This is a genomic window from Amycolatopsis sp. AA4 (genome assembly GCF_002796545.1).
Lineage (GTDB): Bacteria > Actinomycetota > Actinomycetes > Mycobacteriales > Pseudonocardiaceae > Amycolatopsis.
The window spans coordinates 3,636,665-3,656,061 of sequence record NZ_CP024894.1 but is presented as its reverse complement, the minus strand read 5'-3'; the positions used below and the strand labels follow the sequence as shown (position 1 = coordinate 3,656,061).

19 protein-coding genes are annotated in these 19,397 nt (G+C 72.0%); 3 read left to right on the top strand and 16 right to left on the bottom strand.

Going from position 1 to position 19,397, the window contains the following annotated elements:
* Positions 1-5 precede the first annotated feature (5 nt).
* The 13 genes from CU254_RS17085 to CU254_RS17020 all read right to left on the bottom strand — a co-directional run bounded on the left by CU254_RS17085 (position 6) and on the right by CU254_RS17020 (position 13,689).
* Complete coding sequence (locus CU254_RS17085; protein WP_009077765.1) at positions 6-1,559, bottom strand: CdaR family transcriptional regulator; 1,554 nt, start codon at positions 1,557-1,559, stop codon at positions 6-8.
* A 104-nt stretch (positions 1,560-1,663) separates the two neighbouring features.
* Positions 1,664-2,686, bottom strand: a complete 1,023-nt coding sequence (fgd, locus tag CU254_RS17080; RefSeq protein WP_009077764.1) for a glucose-6-phosphate dehydrogenase (coenzyme-F420) — start codon at positions 2,684-2,686, stop codon at positions 1,664-1,666.
* A gap of 80 nt (positions 2,687-2,766) precedes the next feature.
* Positions 2,767-4,350: a PucR family transcriptional regulator gene (locus CU254_RS17075; RefSeq protein ID WP_037713949.1), complete on the bottom strand. Its 1,584-nt coding sequence runs from the start codon at positions 4,348-4,350 to the stop codon at positions 2,767-2,769.
* Entirely contained in the window at positions 4,347-5,636 is a 1,290-nt protein-coding gene (locus tag CU254_RS17070) for a hydantoinase/oxoprolinase N-terminal domain-containing protein (RefSeq protein ID WP_037713947.1), read from the bottom strand. Before CU254_RS17070 ends, CU254_RS17075 begins: the two co-directional genes overlap by 4 nt.
* Positions 5,633-6,697, bottom strand: coding sequence for a DUF917 domain-containing protein (locus CU254_RS17065; RefSeq protein WP_037713944.1), 1,065 nt, complete (start codon positions 6,695-6,697; stop codon positions 5,633-5,635). The genes CU254_RS17070 and CU254_RS17065 overlap by 4 nt, the downstream gene beginning before the upstream one ends.
* Positions 6,698-6,726: 29 nt before the next feature.
* Positions 6,727-7,872 carry a M20 family metallopeptidase gene (locus CU254_RS17060; RefSeq protein ID WP_009077761.1) on the bottom strand — a complete coding sequence of 382 codons (1,146 nt, stop codon included), beginning with the start codon at positions 7,870-7,872 and terminating at the stop codon, positions 6,727-6,729.
* Positions 7,869-8,807 carry a DUF1028 domain-containing protein gene (locus tag CU254_RS17055; RefSeq protein ID WP_009077760.1) on the bottom strand — a complete coding sequence of 313 codons (939 nt, stop codon included), beginning with the start codon at positions 8,805-8,807 and terminating at the stop codon, positions 7,869-7,871. The genes CU254_RS17060 and CU254_RS17055 overlap by 4 nt, the downstream gene beginning before the upstream one ends.
* Positions 8,804-9,625: an alpha/beta fold hydrolase gene (locus tag CU254_RS17050; protein WP_037713942.1), complete on the bottom strand. Its 822-nt coding sequence runs from the start codon at positions 9,623-9,625 to the stop codon at positions 8,804-8,806. Before CU254_RS17050 ends, CU254_RS17055 begins: the two co-directional genes overlap by 4 nt.
* Positions 9,622-10,059, bottom strand: coding sequence for a nuclear transport factor 2 family protein (locus CU254_RS17045; RefSeq protein ID WP_037713939.1), 438 nt, complete (start codon positions 10,057-10,059; stop codon positions 9,622-9,624). The genes CU254_RS17050 and CU254_RS17045 overlap by 4 nt, the downstream gene beginning before the upstream one ends.
* Before the next feature lie 12 nt (positions 10,060-10,071).
* Positions 10,072-11,079, bottom strand: coding sequence for an LLM class flavin-dependent oxidoreductase (locus CU254_RS17040; RefSeq protein ID WP_009077758.1), 1,008 nt, complete (start codon positions 11,077-11,079; stop codon positions 10,072-10,074).
* 262 nt (positions 11,080-11,341) lie between these two features.
* Entirely contained in the window at positions 11,342-12,019 is a 678-nt protein-coding gene (locus CU254_RS17030) for a hypothetical protein (RefSeq protein ID WP_037713937.1), read from the bottom strand.
* Between the two features lie 114 nt (positions 12,020-12,133).
* A complete protein-coding gene (locus CU254_RS17025; protein ID WP_037713935.1) occupies positions 12,134-12,754 on the bottom strand; it encodes a TetR/AcrR family transcriptional regulator in 621 nt (206 codons plus the stop codon).
* A 26-nt stretch (positions 12,755-12,780) separates the two neighbouring features.
* On the bottom strand, positions 12,781-13,689 hold the full coding sequence (locus tag CU254_RS17020) for a LysR family transcriptional regulator (RefSeq protein ID WP_009077754.1): 909 nt from the start codon (positions 13,687-13,689) through the stop codon (positions 12,781-12,783).
* Positions 13,690-13,784: 95 nt separating this feature from the next.
* Here CU254_RS17020 and CU254_RS17015 point away from each other — a divergent pair, with 95 nt between their 5' ends.
* Both CU254_RS17015 and CU254_RS17010 read left to right on the top strand, forming a co-directional pair.
* A complete protein-coding gene (locus CU254_RS17015) occupies positions 13,785-15,095 on the top strand; it encodes an MFS transporter (RefSeq protein ID WP_078560805.1) in 1,311 nt (436 codons plus the stop codon).
* Between the two features lie 244 nt (positions 15,096-15,339).
* Entirely contained in the window at positions 15,340-16,518 is a 1,179-nt protein-coding gene (locus CU254_RS17010) for an epoxide hydrolase family protein (protein ID WP_100266813.1), read from the top strand.
* A gap of 2 nt (positions 16,519-16,520) precedes the next feature.
* On the opposite strand, the gene CU254_RS17005 is transcribed toward CU254_RS17010, so the two are convergent.
* The gene (locus CU254_RS17005) at positions 16,521-17,411 is read right to left on the bottom strand and encodes a helix-turn-helix domain-containing protein (RefSeq protein ID WP_037713933.1); all 891 of its coding nucleotides are present in this window, start codon (positions 17,409-17,411) and stop codon (positions 16,521-16,523) included.
* 38 nt (positions 17,412-17,449) lie between these two features.
* Between CU254_RS17005 and CU254_RS17000 the strand changes: the two genes are divergently transcribed.
* On the top strand, positions 17,450-17,863 hold the full coding sequence (locus CU254_RS17000) for a nuclear transport factor 2 family protein (protein ID WP_009077751.1): 414 nt from the start codon (positions 17,450-17,452) through the stop codon (positions 17,861-17,863).
* A 287-nt stretch (positions 17,864-18,150) separates the two neighbouring features.
* On the opposite strand, the gene CU254_RS16995 is transcribed toward CU254_RS17000, so the two are convergent.
* Both CU254_RS16995 and CU254_RS16990 read right to left on the bottom strand, forming a co-directional pair.
* On the bottom strand, positions 18,151-18,531 hold the full coding sequence (locus CU254_RS16995; protein WP_009077748.1) for a hypothetical protein: 381 nt from the start codon (positions 18,529-18,531) through the stop codon (positions 18,151-18,153).
* A gap of 337 nt (positions 18,532-18,868) precedes the next feature.
* Complete coding sequence (locus CU254_RS16990) at positions 18,869-19,354, bottom strand: hypothetical protein (RefSeq protein WP_009077746.1); 486 nt, start codon at positions 19,352-19,354, stop codon at positions 18,869-18,871.
* Positions 19,355-19,397: the final 43 nt, after the last annotated feature.

Below are 19,397 nucleotides of genomic sequence, written 5' to 3'. Positions count from 1 at the left end.
ACCGATCAGTACGATTTCGGTTCCACCCCTAGCCGTTTCCCTAGGGGCGACGCCAGAAGACGGGTCTGCAGCTCGATCGTGAAGCGCTGCACGGGGTCGTCGAGGTCGACCGCGCACAGTTCTTCGATGCGTCGCAGCCGGTAGCGGAAGGTGTTGCGGTGGATCCGGAGGGCGGCCGCGGCGCGCGTGGCGTCTCCGCCCGCGTCGAACCAGCAGCGGAGCGTCTCCAGGTATTCGGCGCCGCGCGGGGACGGGTCGCGGCGGAGGACGTCGAGGGAGCCGTCGAGCAGTGTGGGGTGTTCGGCGGCGAGTTCCGCCAGTTCGGCGATCAGGACGTGCGGCAGCAGGTCCGTCAGGTGGGCGGTGCCTGGTGCGGTCAGGGACCGCGCGGCGTGCCGGAGAGGACCCAGTTCGGCGCGGAGTTCGGAGCCGGTGGCGCAAGGACGGCCGAGACACGCCGCCAGCGGCGCGTCCGTCGAGGCACGCCGGCGCAGGCGTTCGGCGAACTCGGCGGGTCCCGGATCAGGAGCGGAGGGGAACAGGACGACCAGGAGGGAATCCAGCACCGCCGTCGCCGTGCCGGGGTGGAGCATCCGGGCGCCGCGGGCCAGGGCTCCTTCGCGGTCGGGGGCGACCTCGCCGAGAACGGCTAGCCGCCATCGCCGCGCGGCGCCGAGCCGTTCGGTCAGCGCTTCCAGCGATCCCGAACCGGCGAGCAACCCGCGCAGCAGTTCGGTGCGGATCGTGTCTTCGTCGTCTCGTCCGGCGGGTTCGTCGAGGAACCAGGCAGCGGCCGCCGTAGACACTTCACGCAGCACTCGCGGCACGGACGTCTCCCGGCGCGGCGCGCAGAGGACATAGCCGCTGACGGTTTTGCCGGAGTGAATCGGCGCGGCCCACCGCGGGCCCGCGTCCGGGACGTCGAGGCGCGCGACGCTTCGCACCTGGGCGAGTCGCACCCGCGACGGAACACGTCGAGCGAGCACCATTTCGCTGGTGAGCGCGTCTACCTGTGCGCCGCAGCCGAAAGCGAGCACGCGGAAGTCCGCGTCGGCGATCACCACAGCCCCCTCCAGGGCCAGGGCTGCGCTTTCGGCGAGATCGTAGAGACCGCCCGCCGTCGGCGGCACGCCGCGCGCGCCGAATCTCGCGCCGGAGAGCAGGGACTGCACCACCGTGCCGATCTCCGTCCACTCGACCGGTTTTGCCGCCACGAGCACTGGCACGGCGGCAGTAGTGAGGTCGAGTCCGGACGGCAGCGCACCTTCGCGCACGACCACCGCCGCGGCGCCCGCGCGGCCCGCCGCGGTCAGGGCTTGGGCCAGGTCGTCGGCCGCCGGGCCGGGCTTCGTCATCAGCACCAGCTCGTTCCGGCCGGGCAAGCGCGACGGGTCCCACGGCGCGGCCCCGGCCAACGGGCGATCCAGGCCGTCCGCCGGGGCCGCGACGCTGAACCAGCCGCGGCGCGCGCCGACGAGGAGCGGCAGCCGGATCGTCCCGTCCGGCGGCGGGAGATCGGCGGCGATCGGTTCCCCTGGCCGGGTGTCGACTGCGGTCATCGGGCCGCTCCTTCCGTCCGCGCCACGCTGCGTCGGGGGAAGGCTAAGCAGCGTCCGGAGCCCCGTCAGTGGGCGCAGGGCCCTGCGAAGACCGGGCAGCAGGGCTATCCGCCCAGGTTCCGCAACCGCGGCAGGAGATCCTGGCGGGCCAGTTCGAGGAAGCGGGCTTGATCGTGGCCGGGCGCGTGCAGCACCAGATCGGTGAACCCCGCGTCGACGTACGGGCGGATCCGTTCGACGACCTCGTCCGGGTCCGAGGAGACGATCCACCGGGAAGCGATCTGGGACATCGGGAGTTCGTCGGCGGCGCGCTCCATGGCGAGGGGATCGGACACGCCGTGCTTCTGATCGGCGGTCAGGGACAGCGGCGCCCAGAACCTGGTGTTCTCGGCGGCGGCCTCGGCGTCGGTGTCGTAGGAGAGCTTGATCTCGATCGTGCGCGCGACGTCCGCGGGCTCGCGGCCTGCCTGCTCGGCTCCCGCGTCGACCGCCGGCTGCAGCTTCTCCGTGTACAGCTCCATGCCCTTGCCGCTGGTGCAGATGAAGCCGTCCGCGATCCGGCCGGCGTATTTCGCCACTACCGGACCGCCTGCCGCGACGTAGACGGGCACCGGCCGCGACGGACGGTCGTAGACGGTCGCGTTCTCCGTCCGGTAGTACTCGCCGTCGAAGCTCACCCGCTCCTCTGTCCACAAGCGACGGATGAGGTCGATGGCTTCCCGCAGCCGCGCGAAGCGTTCCTCGAACCCCGGCCATTCCATGCGGGCGACCGCGACCTCGTTGAGCGCTTCGCCGGTGCCGAGGCCGAGCATGACGCGTCCGGGACAGAGCGCGCCGAGGGTGCCGAACGCCTGCGCCACCACGGCCGGGTGGTAGCGGAAGGTCGCGGTCAGCACGCTGGTGCCGAGCCGGACCCGTTCGGTCCGCTCCCCCGCCGCCGCGAGCCAGGCCATCGAGAACGGCGCGTGGCCGTTCCGGTGCCGCCAGGGCTGGTAGTGGTCGCTCACCAGCACCGAATCGAAGCCCCGCCGTTCGGCGAGGACGGCCAGCTCTACCAGGTGGCGCGGTCCGAACTGTTCGGCCGATGCCTTGTAGCCGATGGTGATTCCCGAGGTGCGTGTGTCCATTCCGGACACTCAACCGGACTGCCGGCGCGGGGTCATCGTGCACGGCGGCCGAACGGCGGGCCGCGCTCTTGTGCGCGCGGTCAGCCCGGTTCGTCCCAGTCGATGCCCGCCGCGCGCGTGGCCAGATGCACCGCCAGCCGGTCGTCCGGATCGCCGAGATCGGCCGGCAGCAGCTCGGCGATCCGCTCCATCCGCTGCATCACCGTGTTCCGGTGCACCCCGAGCGCCGCCCCGGCGGCCTTGGCCGAAGACTGGAAATCCAGGTAGCACCGCAAGGTCCGGACCAGGCCGCCGGACGGATCCGCCTCCTCCAGCGGGGCGAGCAAGTCGGCTGCCGCGCCGCGCAAGGGGGCCGAGCCGTACCAGCCCGCGATCAGTTTCCGGGCGCTCCCGGCGTCGATGTGCTCGACGACCGCCCGGCGGTGCGAGGTGCGGGCCAGCAAGGCCGCGCGGCGGGCCTGTTCGGCGGAGCGGCCGATGCCTGCCGCGCCGGGGTGCGCGCGGCCCACTCCGGCGCACAGCCGCAATCCCGGATGGTCCGCTTCGACGGCGGCGAGCGTCCTGGCGAGCCGGTCGAGCAACGGGCCGGGGTCCTCGGCTCGCGCGTCGGAAGTCAGCCAGAACAACCATCCGTCGGCGCGTTCGACCAGACTCGCGCCGACGCCGTGTGCGGCCAGCCGCGTCTCCAATTCCGCGCCCAGCGCGGACATCCGGAGCGCGGGCGGGACAACCGGGGCCTGCACCTGGACCGCGGTGTGCTGCCCGGCGAGCCGCCAGCCGAGCGCGGTGGCCCGTTCGACGGTGTGGCGGCCCGGTTCGCCGGGCTGTTCGAGGATCTCGCTGAGCAGGAGCGAACGGCGCCGGTGTTCGCGTTCGTCGCGGACGGCCTCCCCCGCCACGTGCACCGCGAACGACAGCGCCGCGATCGCGATCGCCCGCCGCACCGGCTCGAGCAGCACTCCGGACGCGAACCGGGGGCGCCGCACCGCGATCCAGCAGACCGCGGGCCCGGTCGCGACGACCTGGACCGGGTGCAGCATCAGCTCGCCGTCCGTCCCGACGGTCAGGGCGACCGGCCGCGGATCGGCCAGCAGCGCCGGATCGGCACACCTGCCGAGCAGCTCGTGCACGGCCGGATCACCGGCCACGAAACGGGCTTCCGCGTCGACGAGCGCCACCGGCTCGCCGAGCGTCGCGGTGAGCTGGGCGGCGAGCGCGTTCGCGTCGGCGGGCGGGCGCTGGAAGCGGCGCGAGGCGTCGCCGAGCACGCGCAGGCCGGCGATCTCGGGGGCGCTGACGTAAGGCTCGAACGCGGTGAGCACGCCGGTCGGGGTGACGTCCTCGACCCCGACGAGCGGCAGCGCCAGCCGGTCGGCGAGCCTGCGGGTGGCGAACGGCACCGGCCGGTGCGGGCGGGCCGCGACGATCCCGGACAGGCCCGCGCTGCCCGCCAGCCGGATCGCGAGATCCGCCGCGAGGTCGTCGAGAACGAGCTGGTCCCGGCCGAACACCACGACACTGCGCGGGGCGAGCTCGGAAATCTCGTGCACCGCGGACCCCGCGACGACCGCCCCGACGGGCCGCTTCAGCCCGGACTCGCCCGCGAGCACCTCGTAGTGCTCGAGGAGGTTCAGGTCCAGCAGCTGCGCCAGAGTGACCGTCACAGCGGCGCCGGTTCCAGGATCGGGCCGACCGCGGTCGCCTGCAGCCGCGCGGCCGGGACCGGAACGTAGGTCATCAGCGCCTCCTTCACCGGGGTTTCCCGCAGGGTGCGGGGATCGGCGCCGGCGCGAATCGCGGCGTCCCGGGCCAGTTGCCGGGCGCGGACCGCCGAGTCTTCGCGTCCGCCGCTGCCCTGCCAGAAGATCCGGTCGACCGAGCCCGCCGCTTCCGCGCCGGCCGCCCCGGCCGCGGCGGCGAGATCGCCGTCCGGCAGCCGGATCGCGTCGGGCAGGGACCGGTCTCCGACGAGCACGACGGGAAGGCCGTCGTATCCGTACCGCGCGCGGGCGACCGCTTCGGCGAGGGACATCGAGCGGTCCACCGCGGTCAGCCGCGGGAGACGCGAGCCGATCCGGACGCCGCCGAATTCGCGGCGGGCGCCCGATTCGGGCAGCAATCCGCCGCGGGTCGTCCCGACGACAGTCCGGCGGCCGGTCGCTTCCGCCACCACCGCCGCGGGCACTCCGGCCAGCCGGGCGGCGCCGTGCAGCGACGCCGCGCGAGCCGCGCCCAGGCAAGCCGTCGCGTGGCGCTGCGCGGCCGGTTCGGGCAGCACCGTTCCGTCGCCGCGGACCAGGTACAGCTCCGCCGCGGGGTTGTGCTTCCGGACCGCGGCGCCCAACGCGTCGATCCGGATGCGGGCGAATTCGGCCAGGGCCGCGTCGAGTACGGCGGTGTTCTCGCGTTCCAGGAGCCCGATCGCCTCGGTCTCGCTGCCCTTCCGCACCGGGACGTCCGGGCCGAGCACGTCGGCGAGGACGGCCGCGGCCCGCTGTTCGTGGTCGGGATTCTCCAGTCCGTGGACTCCGGCGACCGCGACCGCGCGGACGGTTCCGGCGCACCGGCGGGCGAATTCGGCCACCGCGGCGAGGTCCAGCGGCTCCGCCGCCGTGCCGTCGTATTCGTGCCCGCCCCGCACCGTCGCGACCGGTCCCGCGAGCGCCCCGGCCGTCTCGGCCGGCCAGCCCGCGAGGGGCGGAAGCGCGGTCGCGCCGCCGATGCGCAGGACCCCGACGGGAGACCCCGCGTCGGCGGGCACGGGCTCCGGCAGGATCGCCACGACCCGGTCGACCGCTTCGGCGCCGACCTCCGCCATGAGCGCGTCGAGCAACCGCGACGGCGAGCCGGTTCCGGGGACTCCCCGGTGGAAGGCCACGATCCGGCTCGCCTCGTCCACAACCACGGCTCGGGCGGCGACCGCGTCGAGGCCCACTCGCAACCGGCTCATCGGACACCGGCCAGCGCCGCCGAACCGTCGAATCGCACCGGGTCGACGGCGTACCCGAAAGCCCGCGGCCCGGCCGCCGCGTGCCCTTCGGGCGTGTGCCAGCGTTCGTCGACCGGGCCGGCGATCACGTGCACTTCCTGGCCGACGGCGAGGTCGACGGTCTGCGTCAGCGCGCCCGTGTCCGTGTCCGCGACGCCGATCAGGTCCGGAACCGTGGCCAGCACGGCGCCTTCCCGGCTGACGATCAGGTTCTCGTTCTGGAAGTCGATCCGCACGAAACCCTCTGGCGTGTCGAGGGAAACCACGCCGCGCGGCCAGCCGTCCGAGGAATGCTGGAGGACTTCGGCGACGGTTCCGGTGCACACCAGACGGCCGCCGCAGGCGCGCAGATACGGCTCGTGTCCGTCCTCGGCGAGCGCCGCTCCGATCCTGGCGCATTCGCTGATCGACCCGACGGCGCCGAGCCGCGCGCAGTCGCCCGCCGTCACCCGGTACGCGCTGATCAGCGCGACGAGACCCAACGGCGGCAGCACGGCCCGCACCAGCTCGCCGAGCACGGCGTCGGTGCCTTGGCTGAACTCGGCGACGATCCCGGAGCCTCCCACGACGGTGATCGGCGAGACGGAAAACCCGGCCAGCCGCAGCAGCGTCAGGTCGATCGAGGGCAGGGTGCGGCGCATCAGGTCGAGGTCGAGACACGGCAGCCCGAGTTCGGCCGCGACGGCCAGCGGGACAGCCACGTTCACGCTGCCCAGCTGGATCGGCAGGATCGCCGCGCACTCGCGCCCGGCTCGGGCTTCCACTGCCTTCCGGAGAGTCTCCGCCTCGACGACGTTGTGCGCCTTCTCGACGAGCGTGTGCGGGGTTCCGCCGGACACCACGGGGAGCACGAGGGCTTCCGGAGCCAGTTCGTCCGCCGTGACGAGCGGAATCGGCCCGTGCCGCCGGACGGCCGCGAGCAGGAGCTGCTGCGCCAAGTACGGGTCTCCGCCGCCTCCGCTCCCGAAGTGCCCGGCACCGCGCACCACGTCGTCGATCGCGGACTCGGCGACGTGCTCCATGCGCAAACCTTAACCGGCGTCGTGGCTGCTCAGGCGGTGGCGACACCCCGGAAACCGGCATACAGCCGGGCGAACGCGCGGGCCGCGGCGGTCAGCTCGGCAACCGGCACGTACTCGTCGGCGGTGTGCGCGACCGTCATCGACCCAGGCCCGTACACGACCGTCGGGATGCCGAGCTGATTGCGCAGGAACCGCGCGTCCGTGCCGAGTTTCAGCCCCCTGACCGGCGCGTCGCCCGCCGCCTTGCGCACTTCGGTGACGAACGGGTGCTCCGGGTCCAGTTCGGAGCCCTCGGCGAAGGCGAGGACGTCCGCGTCGTAGTCGAACTCGCCCGCCGCGTCGATCAGTCCGGTCACGGTGGCCAGAGCCTCGTCGCGAGTCTGGCCGGGCAGCACGCGCCGGTCGATCCGCAGGCGGCATTCGGCCGCCACGATGTTGACCGCGGCGCCGCCCGCGATGGTTCCCGCGTTGGCGGTGGGGATGCCCAGGAGCGGATGCTCTTTGTCGCCGAAATCGGCGAGGTGGAGCGCCGAGACGATCCGCGCGGCGTCGGCGACGGCGGAGTGCCCGGCCGCCGGGTCGCTGCCGTGCCCCGCCCGGCCGCGCACGACGATCTCGACCATCAGCGAGCCTCGCTCGGCCACCCCGACGCACAGCTCGCTCGGTTCGGGCACGACGGCCGCGTCGGCGTGCACCAGGCCGGCGGCGACCAGCGCCTCGGTCCCGGCCCGGCCGCCGGTCTCCTCGTCGGCCACTAGATGGAACACGACGTTCGCCGGCGGCACGATCCCGGCGTCACGGCAGGCGCGCATCCCTTCGAGCGCCGCGGCGATCCCGCCCTTCATGTCGCAGGCGCCGCGGCCGTAGAGCAGCCCGTCCCGGACCACTCCGCCGAAGGGCGGCACCGACCAGTCCTCCTCGGACACCGGAACGACGTCCACGTGCCCGTTGACCAGCAGGGTGGGGCCGTCGCCGGAGCCGATCCGGCCCAGGATCGACGGACGCCCCGGTTCAGGTTCGAAGACCTCGACCTCGGCGCCCAGTCCGGCCAAGGCCGTGCACAGCGGTTCGGCCGCCGGACGCTCGCCGCCGGGCGGATTTCGCGTGTCGCACCGGATCAGGTCCGCGGCGAGTTCGGTCACCCTCGCGGGCTGGACAGCGGCTGCGGCGTTCATGCCGGCTCCTCGAGGTGTGCGGTCATCGCGGCGAGGGCTTCGGCGTCGAGAAAACCCAGCGGCGCAAGCCCTTTCGCGAACCCCAGCAAGGCGGGCCGGAACGCCGCCACCTCCGCGAAAAGCTCGGCGGCTTCCCGATGCCGTCCGGAACGGGCGAACAGGACCGCGCGCCAGAAGTCGGCCTCGCGGTTGTCCGGCCCGATGACCTCCGCCGCCGACTTCAGCGCGCTCAGCCGTTCGTCCGCCTCGTCCGGAGTGACTCCCTCGAACGGCCCGAGCGTCAGGCCGCGCGCGAACATCACCCCGCCGACCGCGCCGAACGCCCGGGAGCGCGGAAGAAGCCGAGACAGTTCGCCGAGCGGATCCGGGTGGTCGTCGACGCGCAGATCGACGACCACCTCGTTCCACGGCTCCGGACCACGACGACCGGACACGACCAGCAGGGCCGCCGACTGCGCGCCCCGCACGTCTCCCCCGGTGCCGTCCGCGGCGCGAAGCCCCGCGAGGATGCGGTCGGCGAGGTCCCCGCCCGCGGTCTCGAAGGCGTTGAGCGCCGCCTGGCACACGCCCGGCGCGGCCAGCATGTTCCCTTGCACCGTCACCTGATGGCCGCGCGCGGAACCGGCATGCGGCGCGCACGACTCTCCCGTGTACGCGCCCACTGAGCCTCGTGCGTCGACGATGCCCAGCTGGCGGTACGCGGAATCCGAATCCTCCGCGATCAGTAAGTCCACAGTGGACGGTGCGGGGACCCCCGCCCGCAGCAACTCCAGGCCGCGAGGGCCGTAGCCGACGTTGACGAACGCCTGGGTGGCCACCGCGCCGACGCCCGCCTCGGCCCACGGCAGCAACGTGCCGACGCCGAAGAAGTGGGTCTGGGCGCCGACGCCGAGCCAGCCGGTGACCGGATCGCGCGCGACGATCGAGTACGTCACGGCCTTCCTTCCTCCGCCCTCGCGAGGTGGTCCCGGAGCAGGTCCGCCACCTGGCCGGGCTCCTCCAGCATCGGCAGGTGGCCCGTTCCGTCCAGCTCCTTCGCGGCGCCGCCGGTGGCTTCGGCGAGTTCGCGCGACATCGCGGGCGGGCAGGTCGGGTCCTCCGTGCCCGCCACTGCCAGCACCGGAATCCCCGCCGGGGCGACCTTTCCGGCGAGGTGCCGGATGTCCGCGCCGAACGCTCCGTAGAGGATCTCCGCGACGACTGCCGTCGGCCGGGCGCCGACCGCTTCCGCCATCACCTCCCGGACCCGAGCGGAGTCCCGGTGTTGTCGGCCCACGATCTCGGGCACCTGGCCGGCGAAGTATCCGGCGGTCCCGCTGGCCTCGAGGTCGCGCGCCATCGCGGCGATCGCCTCGGCCGGAACGCCGGTGCCCAGCGTCGAACCGAACGCGGCGACACTGCGCACGCGGCGGGGATGCAGCGCGGCCAGCGCGACGCTGATCGTGCCGCCGAGCGACCCTCCGGCCAGATGCACCGCGCCCAGTCCGAGCGCGTCGAGGACCGCCAGGACGTCCGGGACATAGCCTTCCTCGACGGTGAACGGCCCCGTCTGCCCGGAGTTTCCGTGCCCGCGAAGGTCCGGCGCCACGATCGGCCGGTCGAGCCGTGCGGCGACGTCCTCCCAGACCACCGCCGCGGAGTTGATCGGATGAAGGAGCACGAGCGGGGCGCCCGGCCGGTCGTCCGCGGTGCGCAGCACCGACAGCTTTCCGGCCGGTCCCTCGACGCTGACGCGGTCCAAGACCGTCCTCATTCCGTTCCGTGCTTGGGCATCTGCGGGTCCTGGACGCTGACGTGCATGTGCCAGATCCGCCAGTCCGCGCCGCCCTTGCCGTCGTCGCGGCGGAAGAACTCGGTGGTGCGGAACGGAGTCGGGACCGCGTCCTGCCGGCCCGGGGCCACCACCTCCGCGGTTCCTTCGGCGGTGAGCAGCGCGACGTCCCCGAAAACCTGGACGTCCGGGCCGGCGGTGTCCTTGATCGCGGTGATGCTGAGCCCGATTTTCGCGGCGTTGACCCACAGCCGGTGCTTGTCCAGCACGCCGCGGTAGGTGTGGCCGTTGAGGTTGAACTGGTGGTAGCCGTCGCCCTCCGGGAAGTACCGCAGCATCCGGTCGGCGACGAGGCCGACGTTCGCCTCGTACCAGCCTTGGTGCACTTGGAGGATCCGCTCGAGGTCAGTGTTCACGATCGTGCCCTTTCAGTGGGTGAATTCGCCGGTCAGTTCGCCGACCGCGGCGAGGGTTTCTTCCGCGCCGTCCGCCACGACGGTCGCGATGGCGACGTTGTCCGCGCCGGCGTCGAGGTATTCCTTGAGGCGGGCCCGCGCGGTGTCCTGGCCGCCCACGACGCCGAACACGTCGAGCCAGTCGTCCGGCATCTCCGCGGCGACGACCTCGGGTCCGCCGCGCGAGAGCAGGTCCGCGAGCCGCTCGTTGGCCCCGACCGCGCCGAACAGCGGCCCCGGGCCCGTCGCGGCGAGATAGAAAGCCAGAACCGCCTTGAGCGCTTCCCGCGTCGCGGCCACCTGCCCGGGATCCCGCGTGACGTTGGCCGCGACGAGGACCGTGATCGTGACGCGCTCGTCGCGTCCGGCCGCGCGCGCTGCCTCGTCCAGCTTGCGCCGCGCGTCCCGCACGTATTCGACCGGGGCGAGCGCGCTGACCAGCAGGCCGTCAGCCAGCTGTCCGGTCAGGCCGAGCCCCTTGTCCCCGAGCACCCCGGTGAACAGCGGCACCGGCTCGGGAACCGGATGGGCGACGGCGACGTCGTGGAACGCGGCGAACTTGCCCTCGGCGGTGATCGTCTCGCCGCGCAGCAGCCCGCGCACGGCGGCGAGGGTTTCGCGCAGGGCGCTCATCGGCGACCGCTGGGTCAGGCCCATCTGGGCGGTCCAAGCGGGAACGCCGTGCCCGATCCCGGGCATCAGCCTGCCCGGATAGGCACGGGCGAGCGTGCTGATCTCCATGGCCAGCAGCGCCGGATGCCGCACGACCGACGACACGACCCCGATGCCGACCGGGACCCGCGACGTCGCCCCGAGCGCGAGCGCGGCACCGGCGATGCCGCCGAGGAAGAAGTAGTCCTCCGGCAGCCACAACTCCCCGAAACCGGCGGCCTCCGCGGCGGCCGCCTGCGCTCCGATCTGTTCGGGCGGAGTGGTGCTGCCGAGCAGCACTCCCAGCCTGCTGCGGAAAGGATGGGTCATCGGCGGGCTCCTGTCGTGCGGACCGGATCACAACGTCGGGGTCGACGGTAGGAACCGCACCGGGCGGAGCGCTTCGGGCACGGCGACGAAACGGGGGCAGCGCGACAGTGCACGGTGCACGATCGGCGGGTTTGCCGGGATGAACTCGCGACCGATCACCTGGCGCGGGGAAGTGCGACAGCGCGGTGGCAGCGAGGCCGCGAAAACGCCGCCGCCCGCGGAGATTTCGCGTCGCACCCGTCCTGAGCGCCGCGTTGCCGGCTTACCGTTGCGCCGCCGCGTTGCGGATCCAGCTGCGGAACTCGATCGCCAGATGTTCGCAGTGGCCTTCGATCATCGAATCCGGTGCTGCGGCGGGATAAACGACGCGCACGACGACGTCCGCGCCGGTGTCGGTGTCGCGAGCCTGGTGCAGGCAGTACGCGAACGGCGTGCCGTCGTCGAGGGTGAGTTCCGCGTTCATCAGCGACACCGGGTATGGCGCGTCGAGGTAGGCCGCGACCGCGGCGGGCAACTCCCTCGCCACCGCGACGCGGAAGCGCGTGAGGTGACCGCCGATCGTCTCCACCATTCCGCCCGGATACTGCGGCGGTTCGACGTAGTGCTCGGGGTGCGCGTTCAGCAGCAAAGCCTTGTCCTGGAACCGGCCCGTGGCGGCTTGGCCCTGGAACCATTCCGCCAGTTCCGTGCCGCTGAGACCGCGCACGGCGAACTCGGTGCGCGATTCGCGGTAGCCGCCGTCCGACGCCGTGACGAGGTCCCGGTGATATCGGTCACCGTCCTCGATCTGCGCGGCCAGCAGATCCATCATGACCTGCCCGCCCGCGACCTCTTTGAGGTTACGCAAAGCGCGGCGCGCTGCCTTCAGTTCCCATTGGTCCACAACGGATTCGTCGACAGTGCGGCCCATCGTCCGCACCTCGACTGTCACTGCGGTCATCGCAGTTCTCCTCCCTGAAGCGAGGCCAGCACTCACCGGCCTGACTCCACTATAAGATGCATCAGTGCATCTTAGGGAGAACGTGAGCCACCCCTCACCGGCGGGAACCCGCGGCTATCGAGCCCGGGCACCCGGGCGTTTCCGGGCGATCAGCGGCAGGAAAATCGTGTCCACCACTTCCCGGATCGCCTCCGGCGACATCGGCTCCAGATTCAGCAAGGTTTCGTTGCGCAGCAGGTCATAGGGCAACCGCGCGATCCGCGGCGTGAGTTTCGCTTCGTCGATTTCCCGCCGCTCGACGGCCCGGCGCGTCACCGCGTCGATCACCGCCCATCGCTCGTCGATCAGCGACCCGCGCAGTTCGGCGACCGTGGTGCCGGTTTCTTCGAAGTACGCGGCCAGCTGGGCGGTCATCGCCGCGGCGAACATCGCGAACGCGCCGTTGAGCTGTTCGAGCAGCGCGACGGTGTCCTCGCGCAGCGACCCGGTGTCCGGATCGGCGAGCGGGAACCGGGCGCTGGCGCGGACGAGCGCATCTCGGACGAGTTCCGCCTTCGTCGCCCAGTGGCGGTTGACGACCGGACGGCTGGTGCCCGCGCGATCCGCGACCCCGGCGAACGTCAGCGCGGCGTACCCGCCCTCCATCAGCTCGGCCCACGCGGCGTCGAGGAGCGCGGCTTCCAGTTCCGCGCCCCGTCGGCGCCGGCGGGGACCAGACTCCTCCGCAAGATGCATGGCCGCACCCTACCTGCCGTCTTGAGTCACCCGGCGAGCAAAGCGGGAACGAGGCTTTCCAGTTCGTCGAGCGCGGCGGCGATCGCGGGAGCGGTGCGGCCGCCGGGCCGGGTGACGGTGAGGATTTTCCGCCGCGGCTCGCCGGCGCAGGGCAGCCGGACCACGGCGGCGTTCGCGGGCGCCTGCGCCGTCCGGGGCACGAGCGCCACGCCCAGCCCGTGGGCGACGAGCGCGAAGGTGGCGTTCCAGTTCAGCGAGTCGTGGGCGACCTCGGGGGTGAATCCGGCCGCGCCGCAGGCGGACAGGACGTGCGTGCGGCACGTGCACGTCGCGCTGGGCACGATCCACGGCTCCTCGGCGGCCTCGGCGAGGTCCACCTCGTCGCGCTCGGCCAGCCGATGTCCCGCGGCGACCACCAGGTCGAACGGATCGTCCAGCAGCGGACGCTGGTCGAACCGGGCCCGGTCGCGCGGCGGTTCGTCCGGGGCGGCCTCCACGACGGCCAGGTCGGCGTCGCCGTCGAAGAGCCGGTCGAAGCAGGCGGCGGCCTCGGCCTCGCTGATCTTCGGGACCAGCCGGGGATGGCGCGTGCCGAGCGCGGCGGCGGCCGGGGCGAGCAGCGCGGTCACCGCGACCGGAAACCCGGCCAGGCGCAGCAGCCCGGCCGGTTCGTCGCGGTCGGCGCGCAGGTCCCGTTCGGCCAGCTCCCAGCGCGCTTGGATGTCGTCCGCGTGCGTCAGAAGCCGTTGCGCCGCAGGGGTGAGTCGCACCCGGCGACCCTGCGGTTCGAGCAGGGCCACCCCGAGTTCCCGGCCCAGCTGACGGATCTGCTGGGACGCCGCGGACGGCGTGAAGTGCAGTGCCCGAGCCGCGGCGGTCACGGTGCCGTAGTGGTCCACCGCGCGCAGCACGTGGAGGCGGCGCAGATCGATCATGTAGCCAATTCTTCACAGTTTGGTCCGAAAAGACAACCTGGACCTGTCCGTTTCGGCGCACCACCCTGGAGGTCGAACTGCGAAGGGAGTCCTCGATGGGCACGGTCTGGCTGTCCTTGTTCGCGGAAGCCGTTGTCGTGACTGGCATCGCGGCCGGATTGGCCCGCTGGGCCGCACGCTGGCCCGGCCCGGGAGCGAGGCCGCGCCGGAGCACCACGGTCTGGGTCCTGGTCGGCTTGGTGCTGCTGGCGCTCAACCTGCGGGCCGCCATCACAGGCGTTCCCCCGGTCCTGGGCGGACTCCAGCGCCAGTTCGGGCTGTCCGGGCTCGGGGTCAGCGTGCTCACCGCGTTGCCGGAACTCTGCGTGGGCATCTTTTCCGCACTCGCGCCTCTGCTCGCGCGCCGGATCGGCACCGAGGCGGCGATCACCGCGGCGCTTCTCGCGATCACGACCGGACTGCTGCTGCGGGTCCTTTCCGTTCCGGCGGCGCTGTTCGCGGGCACCGTGCTCGCCGGAGCCGGGATCGCGGTCGGCAACGTGCTGCTCCCGGCCGTCATCAAGCGTTTCTTCCCGGACCGCGTTGGCCCGCTGACCGGCCTGTCGATGATGCTGCTGTCCGTCGGCGGCGCGGCCGGAGCGGGCCTGGCCGTCCCGCTGGAGCACCTGGGCAGCTGGCGATTGACACTGGCCGCGTGGGCCATCCCCGCCGTGCTCTCTCTCCTCGTGTGGGGCCCGCTCGGGCTCCGCGCCCGACGGCGAGAGAGCCCGATCCCTCCCCGGGGCTCGCTGCTGCGCTCGCCGCTGGCCTGGTGCGTGATGGTCTTCATGGGCCTGGCGTCGCTGATGTTCTACACGCTGACGTCGTGGCTCCCGGAAATCATGCAGGGCCAAGGATTCTCCCCCGCCGTCGCCGGGACGATGAACTCGGTCGTGATCGTCATCGGCATCCCGCTCGGCTTCGTCGTGCCGGTGGTCGCCGCCCGACTGCGCGACCAGCGGCCGCTCGTCCTCGGAGTCGTCGCCCTGATGGCGATCGGGCTCACCGGTCTGCTGCTGGTTCCGCAGGCGGGATGGGTCTGGATCGCGGTCTTCGGAATCGCCACCGGCGCCGCGTTCCCGATCGCGTTGACGCTCCTCAACCTGCGCTCCGCCACCCACACCGTCACGGCGCGACTCTCCGGCATGGCCCAGTCCGGCGGATACCTCCTCGCCGCGTGCGGCCCGCTGGCCTTCGGACTGCTGCACACCCTCACCGACGGCTGGCACGCGCCGATCTGGCTGCTGATTGTCTTGCTGGTGCCCGAACTCGCGTGCGGTTCGCTGGCCGCGCGGCCCGGTTTCGTCCGACTGCACGCCACTCGGCCGGAGTACCCCGAGTTCGCCCGCTCCTCCGAGTCAGTTTGAGCGACTGTCCACTTCGGACCCCAGCGAGTCGGCTTTCGAAGAACGGCACGAACGAACGGCGTCGCCTCGTTGCTGCGCCCGCAGGCGCGTCGTCCTCCCCGCCGATTTTGCCGGGCGGCCAGAACTGGCGTCGCGGGAAAGCTCGGCAGCGACCGATCCTCTGCGGACTCGACCGCAATTATTGACTCGCACACCGCAATCTCGAACATTGAGGCGCCACCCGCCCGGCCCTAGCGTTCCTTGCGTGGCTGACATTTCCGCGGGCGAGTCGCCCGAACCTTTCGCCATTCACGTCGACGACGCGGACCTCGCCGAATTGCGAACCAGGCTGGACCGCGTCCGGCTTCCCGAACACGAGACCGTGCCGGACGCGTCCCAGGGGCTCCAGCTGGCACAGCTGTCGACCCTGCTGACGGCTTGGCGCGAACACGATTGGCACGCCCGGCAAAAGCAGTGGAACGCCATCCCGCACTACCGGATGGCCGTCGACGGTTTGGGGATCGCGTTCTGGCACGTGCGCTCGCCCGAGGCCAACGCGCTTCCGCTGGTGCTGACCCACGGCTGGCCGGGTTCGATCCTCGAGTTCGAGGACGTCATCGGCCCGCTCAGCGACCCGGTCGCGCACGGCGGTTCCGCGCGCGACGCCTTCCACCTGGTGGTCCCCGCGCTGCCGGGGTTCGGGTTCAGCGACCGGCCTCGGGAACAGGGCTGGAATCCCGCACGCACCGCCCGGGCTTGGGCGCAGCTGATGACCGCGCTCGGCTATCCGCGGTTCGGCGCGCACGGCGGGGACTGGGGCGCGTTCGTGAGCACCGAACTCGCGCGCCTCGTTCCCGAGCGCGTCGCGGGCCTGCACCTGACGATGCCGATCGCCTCGCCCACGCCCGACGACCTTCTCGCGCCCGGTCCCGCCGAACAACGCATCCTCGACCGGCGCACCCGGCATCTGACCGACGGCTACGGCTTCGGGATCCAGATGAGCACCCGCCCGCAGACCCTGGGCTATTCGCTGCTGGACTCCCCCGCCGGCCTGGCCGCGTGGCTGGGCGAGAAATTCGCCGCCTACTCCGACCCCCGGCCCGAATTCGGCGGCGGCGTAAGCATTTCGCAGCAGATCGACACCATCGCGCTGTACTGGCTGACCGGCACCGGCGCGTCGTCCTCGCGGTGGTACTGGGAGGCGATGCGCTGGGTGCCGCGGGGCGCGGAAGAGGAGAACGCGCAGCCGGTGACCGTGCCGACCGCCTGCTCGATCTTCCCGGCCGACCCCTGGCCGGTCGCCCGGCACTGGGCCGAACGCCGCTACCTCGACCTGCGCTCCTGGCACGAGCTCGACCGCGGCGGCCACTTCCCCGGGTTGGAGCAGCCGGAGCTGCTGGTGTCCGAGATCCGGGAAGCCTTCCGGCACTCGCGCAAGCCCTGAGGTCAAGAACCGCGGTACGCCGACGGCCGCGTCCCCGTGTGCCGCAGGAAGGCCGTCGACAGGGCGGCCGGGCTGGCGAATCCGCAGCGCCCCGCGATCTGGGAGACCGTCAGGTCGGTGTCGCGCAACAGCCGTTTCGCCTCGTCGATCCGCAATCCGGTCAGATACCGGTACGGCGTCTCCCCAGTCGCTTCCTTGAAGACCCGGACCAGGTGGTAGACGCTCAAGTGGACCGCACCGGCGAGATCGGCCAAGGTGATCGGCTCGGCGAGCCGCTCGCGCATCGCCGCGACGACCGCCCGAACTCTCGCGTTCTCGGGTGTTGGCACCGCTTCCGGTGACCGCCGAGTGTGCCGGGTGAGCAGTTGCATCGTCAGGAACGCCGCGGCGGACTCGGCATAGAGATCGTCGGCGGCCCCCGCCCCGCCGACGGCCCGGATGATCTCCTCGACCAGCGGATCCCCGGCCGTCAACGACGCGGCCAGTGCGTCGAAATCCACCGCGGCACCGCCGAGCTGCGCCGCGGTGGAATCGACTGTGGCGCGCGGAATGTGGACCTGCACGCTGGCCAACGCGCCCATTGCCCGGTAACGCCGCACCGCGGGCTGATCCGGCGGCAGCAGCTCGACGCGCCCCGGCGTCCACGAAGTGCGCCCCCACCGGCCGCCCCGGCACGTCTCCATCACCGCGCTTCTTCCGACCGGCAGCACGAGATGCAGATCCGCCGCAGCCGGCAGCGCCATTTCCTCGGCGACGGGCACGTGTTCGAACCGCTGCACGAGCAGGGATTCCCAGCCCGCGTCCTCCCAGCTGCAATACGTGCGCCGGACGTAACGCCCCATTTCGAACCCGGCGTACGGCTGGAGATTCAGCCGCGTGGAGTCGAACACCATGATCCCCAGGCTAGCGACGATCCGCCCCAGGAGGCCCGATGACCGCCGCACCTCATCCCGCGCGCACCGCCAGCCAGGCTCTGCACGCCGCCGTCCGGAGGAAAGACAAGGAGGCCTGGCTGGAGCTTTTCGCCGCGGACGCCGTCGTGGAGGATCCGGTCGGCCCTTCCCCTTTCGACCCGGAAGGCCGGGGACACCGGGGGCGCGACGCCATTTCGGCCTTCTGGGACCGGGCCATCGCGCCGAACGAGTCGATCGAGTTCCTCTTCGACGACTCCTTCGCCTGCGGGGACGAGGTCGCCTTCACCGGCCAGGTCCGGAGCCAGCACGACGGTCAAGTGCTCGAAGCGGAGGGGGTTTTCGTGTACCGGGTCGACAAGTCAGGGCAAATCGTCGCAGTGCGGGCCTTCTGGGAGGTCGAGCGAACCCTGCGAACCGCCCGGCCCGCCTGACAGATACACACGACGCGAGAGACGGGCCGCGGTCCTGCGCCAGGACACCCAGTCGACCGCCTACGGGATCGCGGCGAGCAAACCCAGACCCGAAGACGGCGGCTGCGCTGCCGCCGATATTGGCCCCGCTGTTCGGCGGCAGGGTGAGCTCGGCGAGCTATCCGAAGCTCTCCAGCCCGATCCCGGCGACGGTCATCCAGGTCGCGACGAGCATCGTGATCTTGACAGTGGTTATCTGGATTCCTTCTTGAATGACGTCTCTGCTCGGCGACCTCGCTGCCTGTTCGCTACGCGCGAGGCGAGTAGCGCGGAGCAGTGCTCCACCAGCGCAACGCGGGCGCGAGGCCGGTCAGCACGCCGGCCCCGGAAACGCAGAGGCCGACCACGAAGACCGGGATATCGCTGGCGAAGCCGCTGCCCGGCGGCCCGTCGAAGAAGAGGGGACCCACGCCCAGCACGAGCGCCCCGATCGCGCACAGGACCACCGCGGCCGCCGTCAACCGCTTTCGCTCGGCAGGCGGAGGCCAGTCGCTCCTCGTCGCCCGCAGCCAAGCCAGCGCTGCCGTCATGGCGACCAGCAGACCCGCCCCCGCCGCACACTGACCGAAGAAGAGCGAGCCAGCCGCACCGAAATTGAAGCCGGGCCCGGGCGGCTCGGCGATCGCCATCAAGGCTCCCGCGCTCAGCAGCAGGTCCCCCGACGACGATCAGGCCGCCCGCGGTGACGGTCAAGCGTCTGACCGTGGCTCTCGTGATATCAGCTGCGATGGTCCTGATCCCTTCCGGCCGAATGACGCCTCCGTTCGGCGCTGTGTGCCCAGAAACAACTGATTTCAGGCAAAAGCATCTTATCCGGTCACGACCAGCCAAGCGAGGTCCCGCAGAGGTGTCGCCAAACGGTGACAAAAATGCGGCACACCGCGGAGCCCGCAGTGCTGGCCTGGACCGAGAACGGGTCCAGACCAGCACTGCGCGTCGTCCCAGTGGCCGGAAAACCGCGCACCGTCAGCGCCCGGCAGCGGCCCTTCGCCTCGACCACCAGTGCCACGCGGGCGCGATCCCCGCGAGCAAACCCACGGCGACGAGGCCGAAACCGACCACGAAGATCGCATAACTGAGACTCAAGTCGGAGAGCGGGGTGATGCGGCCGAAGGTGAAGGCAGCCACGCTCTCGACCACGGCCCCGGCGGCAAGCAGAACCACCGCGGCCACGGTCAGATACCTGAGCAGTTTCTGCCGAACCGGCAATCCGGCAGCGGGGCGCGGCTCGCGCTTCCGCGCCCGGAACCAAGCCACCACGGCCGCCCCGCCGATCAGCAGGCCTCCGACGGTGATCGCCTGACCGAACAGGACGGCACCGCCGGCGCCGATGTTGGCCCCGGTGTGGGGTCGCTGGTTGACGAGCATGAGCAATCCCGCGCCCAGCAACGCGGTCCCCGCGGCGATGAAGCAGGTGGCGATGGCGGTCAAGAGCCTGACGGTGCTGTTCATAGCTGCTTTCTGCTGGCTGACGTGGGTACGTGGAGACCGGGCC

Excerpts from the sequence above, each read along its gene's own strand:
- CU254_RS17000 (WP_009077751.1), top strand. The coding sequence starts at position 17,450 with ATGACCGCCGCACCTCATCCCGCGCGCACCGCCAGCCAGGCTCTGCAC.
- CU254_RS17005 (WP_037713933.1), bottom strand. The coding sequence starts at position 17,411 with ATGGTGTTCGACTCCACGCGGCTGAATCTCCAGCCGTACGCCGGGTTC.
- CU254_RS17025 (WP_037713935.1), bottom strand. The coding sequence starts at position 12,754 with ATGCATCTTGCGGAGGAGTCTGGTCCCCGCCGGCGCCGACGGGGCGCG.
- fgd (WP_009077764.1), bottom strand. The coding sequence starts at position 2,686 with ATGGACACACGCACCTCGGGAATCACCATCGGCTACAAGGCATCGGCC.
- CU254_RS17030 (WP_037713937.1), bottom strand. The coding sequence starts at position 12,019 with ATGACCGCAGTGACAGTCGAGGTGCGGACGATGGGCCGCACTGTCGAC.
- CU254_RS17040 (WP_009077758.1), bottom strand. The coding sequence starts at position 11,079 with ATGACCCATCCTTTCCGCAGCAGGCTGGGAGTGCTGCTCGGCAGCACC.
- CU254_RS17070 (WP_037713947.1), bottom strand. The coding sequence starts at position 5,636 with ATGAGCCGGTTGCGAGTGGGCCTCGACGCGGTCGCCGCCCGAGCCGTG.
- CU254_RS17020 (WP_009077754.1), bottom strand. The coding sequence starts at position 13,689 with ATGATCGATCTGCGCCGCCTCCACGTGCTGCGCGCGGTGGACCACTAC.
- CU254_RS16990 (WP_009077746.1), bottom strand. The coding sequence starts at position 19,354 with ATGAACAGCACCGTCAGGCTCTTGACCGCCATCGCCACCTGCTTCATC.
- CU254_RS17065 (WP_037713944.1), bottom strand. The coding sequence starts at position 6,697 with ATGGAGCACGTCGCCGAGTCCGCGATCGACGACGTGGTGCGCGGTGCC.
- CU254_RS16995 (WP_009077748.1), bottom strand. The coding sequence starts at position 18,531 with ATGGCGATCGCCGAGCCGCCCGGGCCCGGCTTCAATTTCGGTGCGGCT.
- CU254_RS17085 (WP_009077765.1), bottom strand. The coding sequence starts at position 1,559 with ATGACCGCAGTCGACACCCGGCCAGGGGAACCGATCGCCGCCGATCTC.
- CU254_RS17050 (WP_037713942.1), bottom strand. The coding sequence starts at position 9,625 with ATGAGGACGGTCTTGGACCGCGTCAGCGTCGAGGGACCGGCCGGAAAG.
- CU254_RS17060 (WP_009077761.1), bottom strand. The coding sequence starts at position 7,872 with ATGAACGCCGCAGCCGCTGTCCAGCCCGCGAGGGTGACCGAACTCGCC.
- CU254_RS17015 (WP_078560805.1), top strand. The coding sequence starts at position 13,785 with ATGGGCACGGTCTGGCTGTCCTTGTTCGCGGAAGCCGTTGTCGTGACT.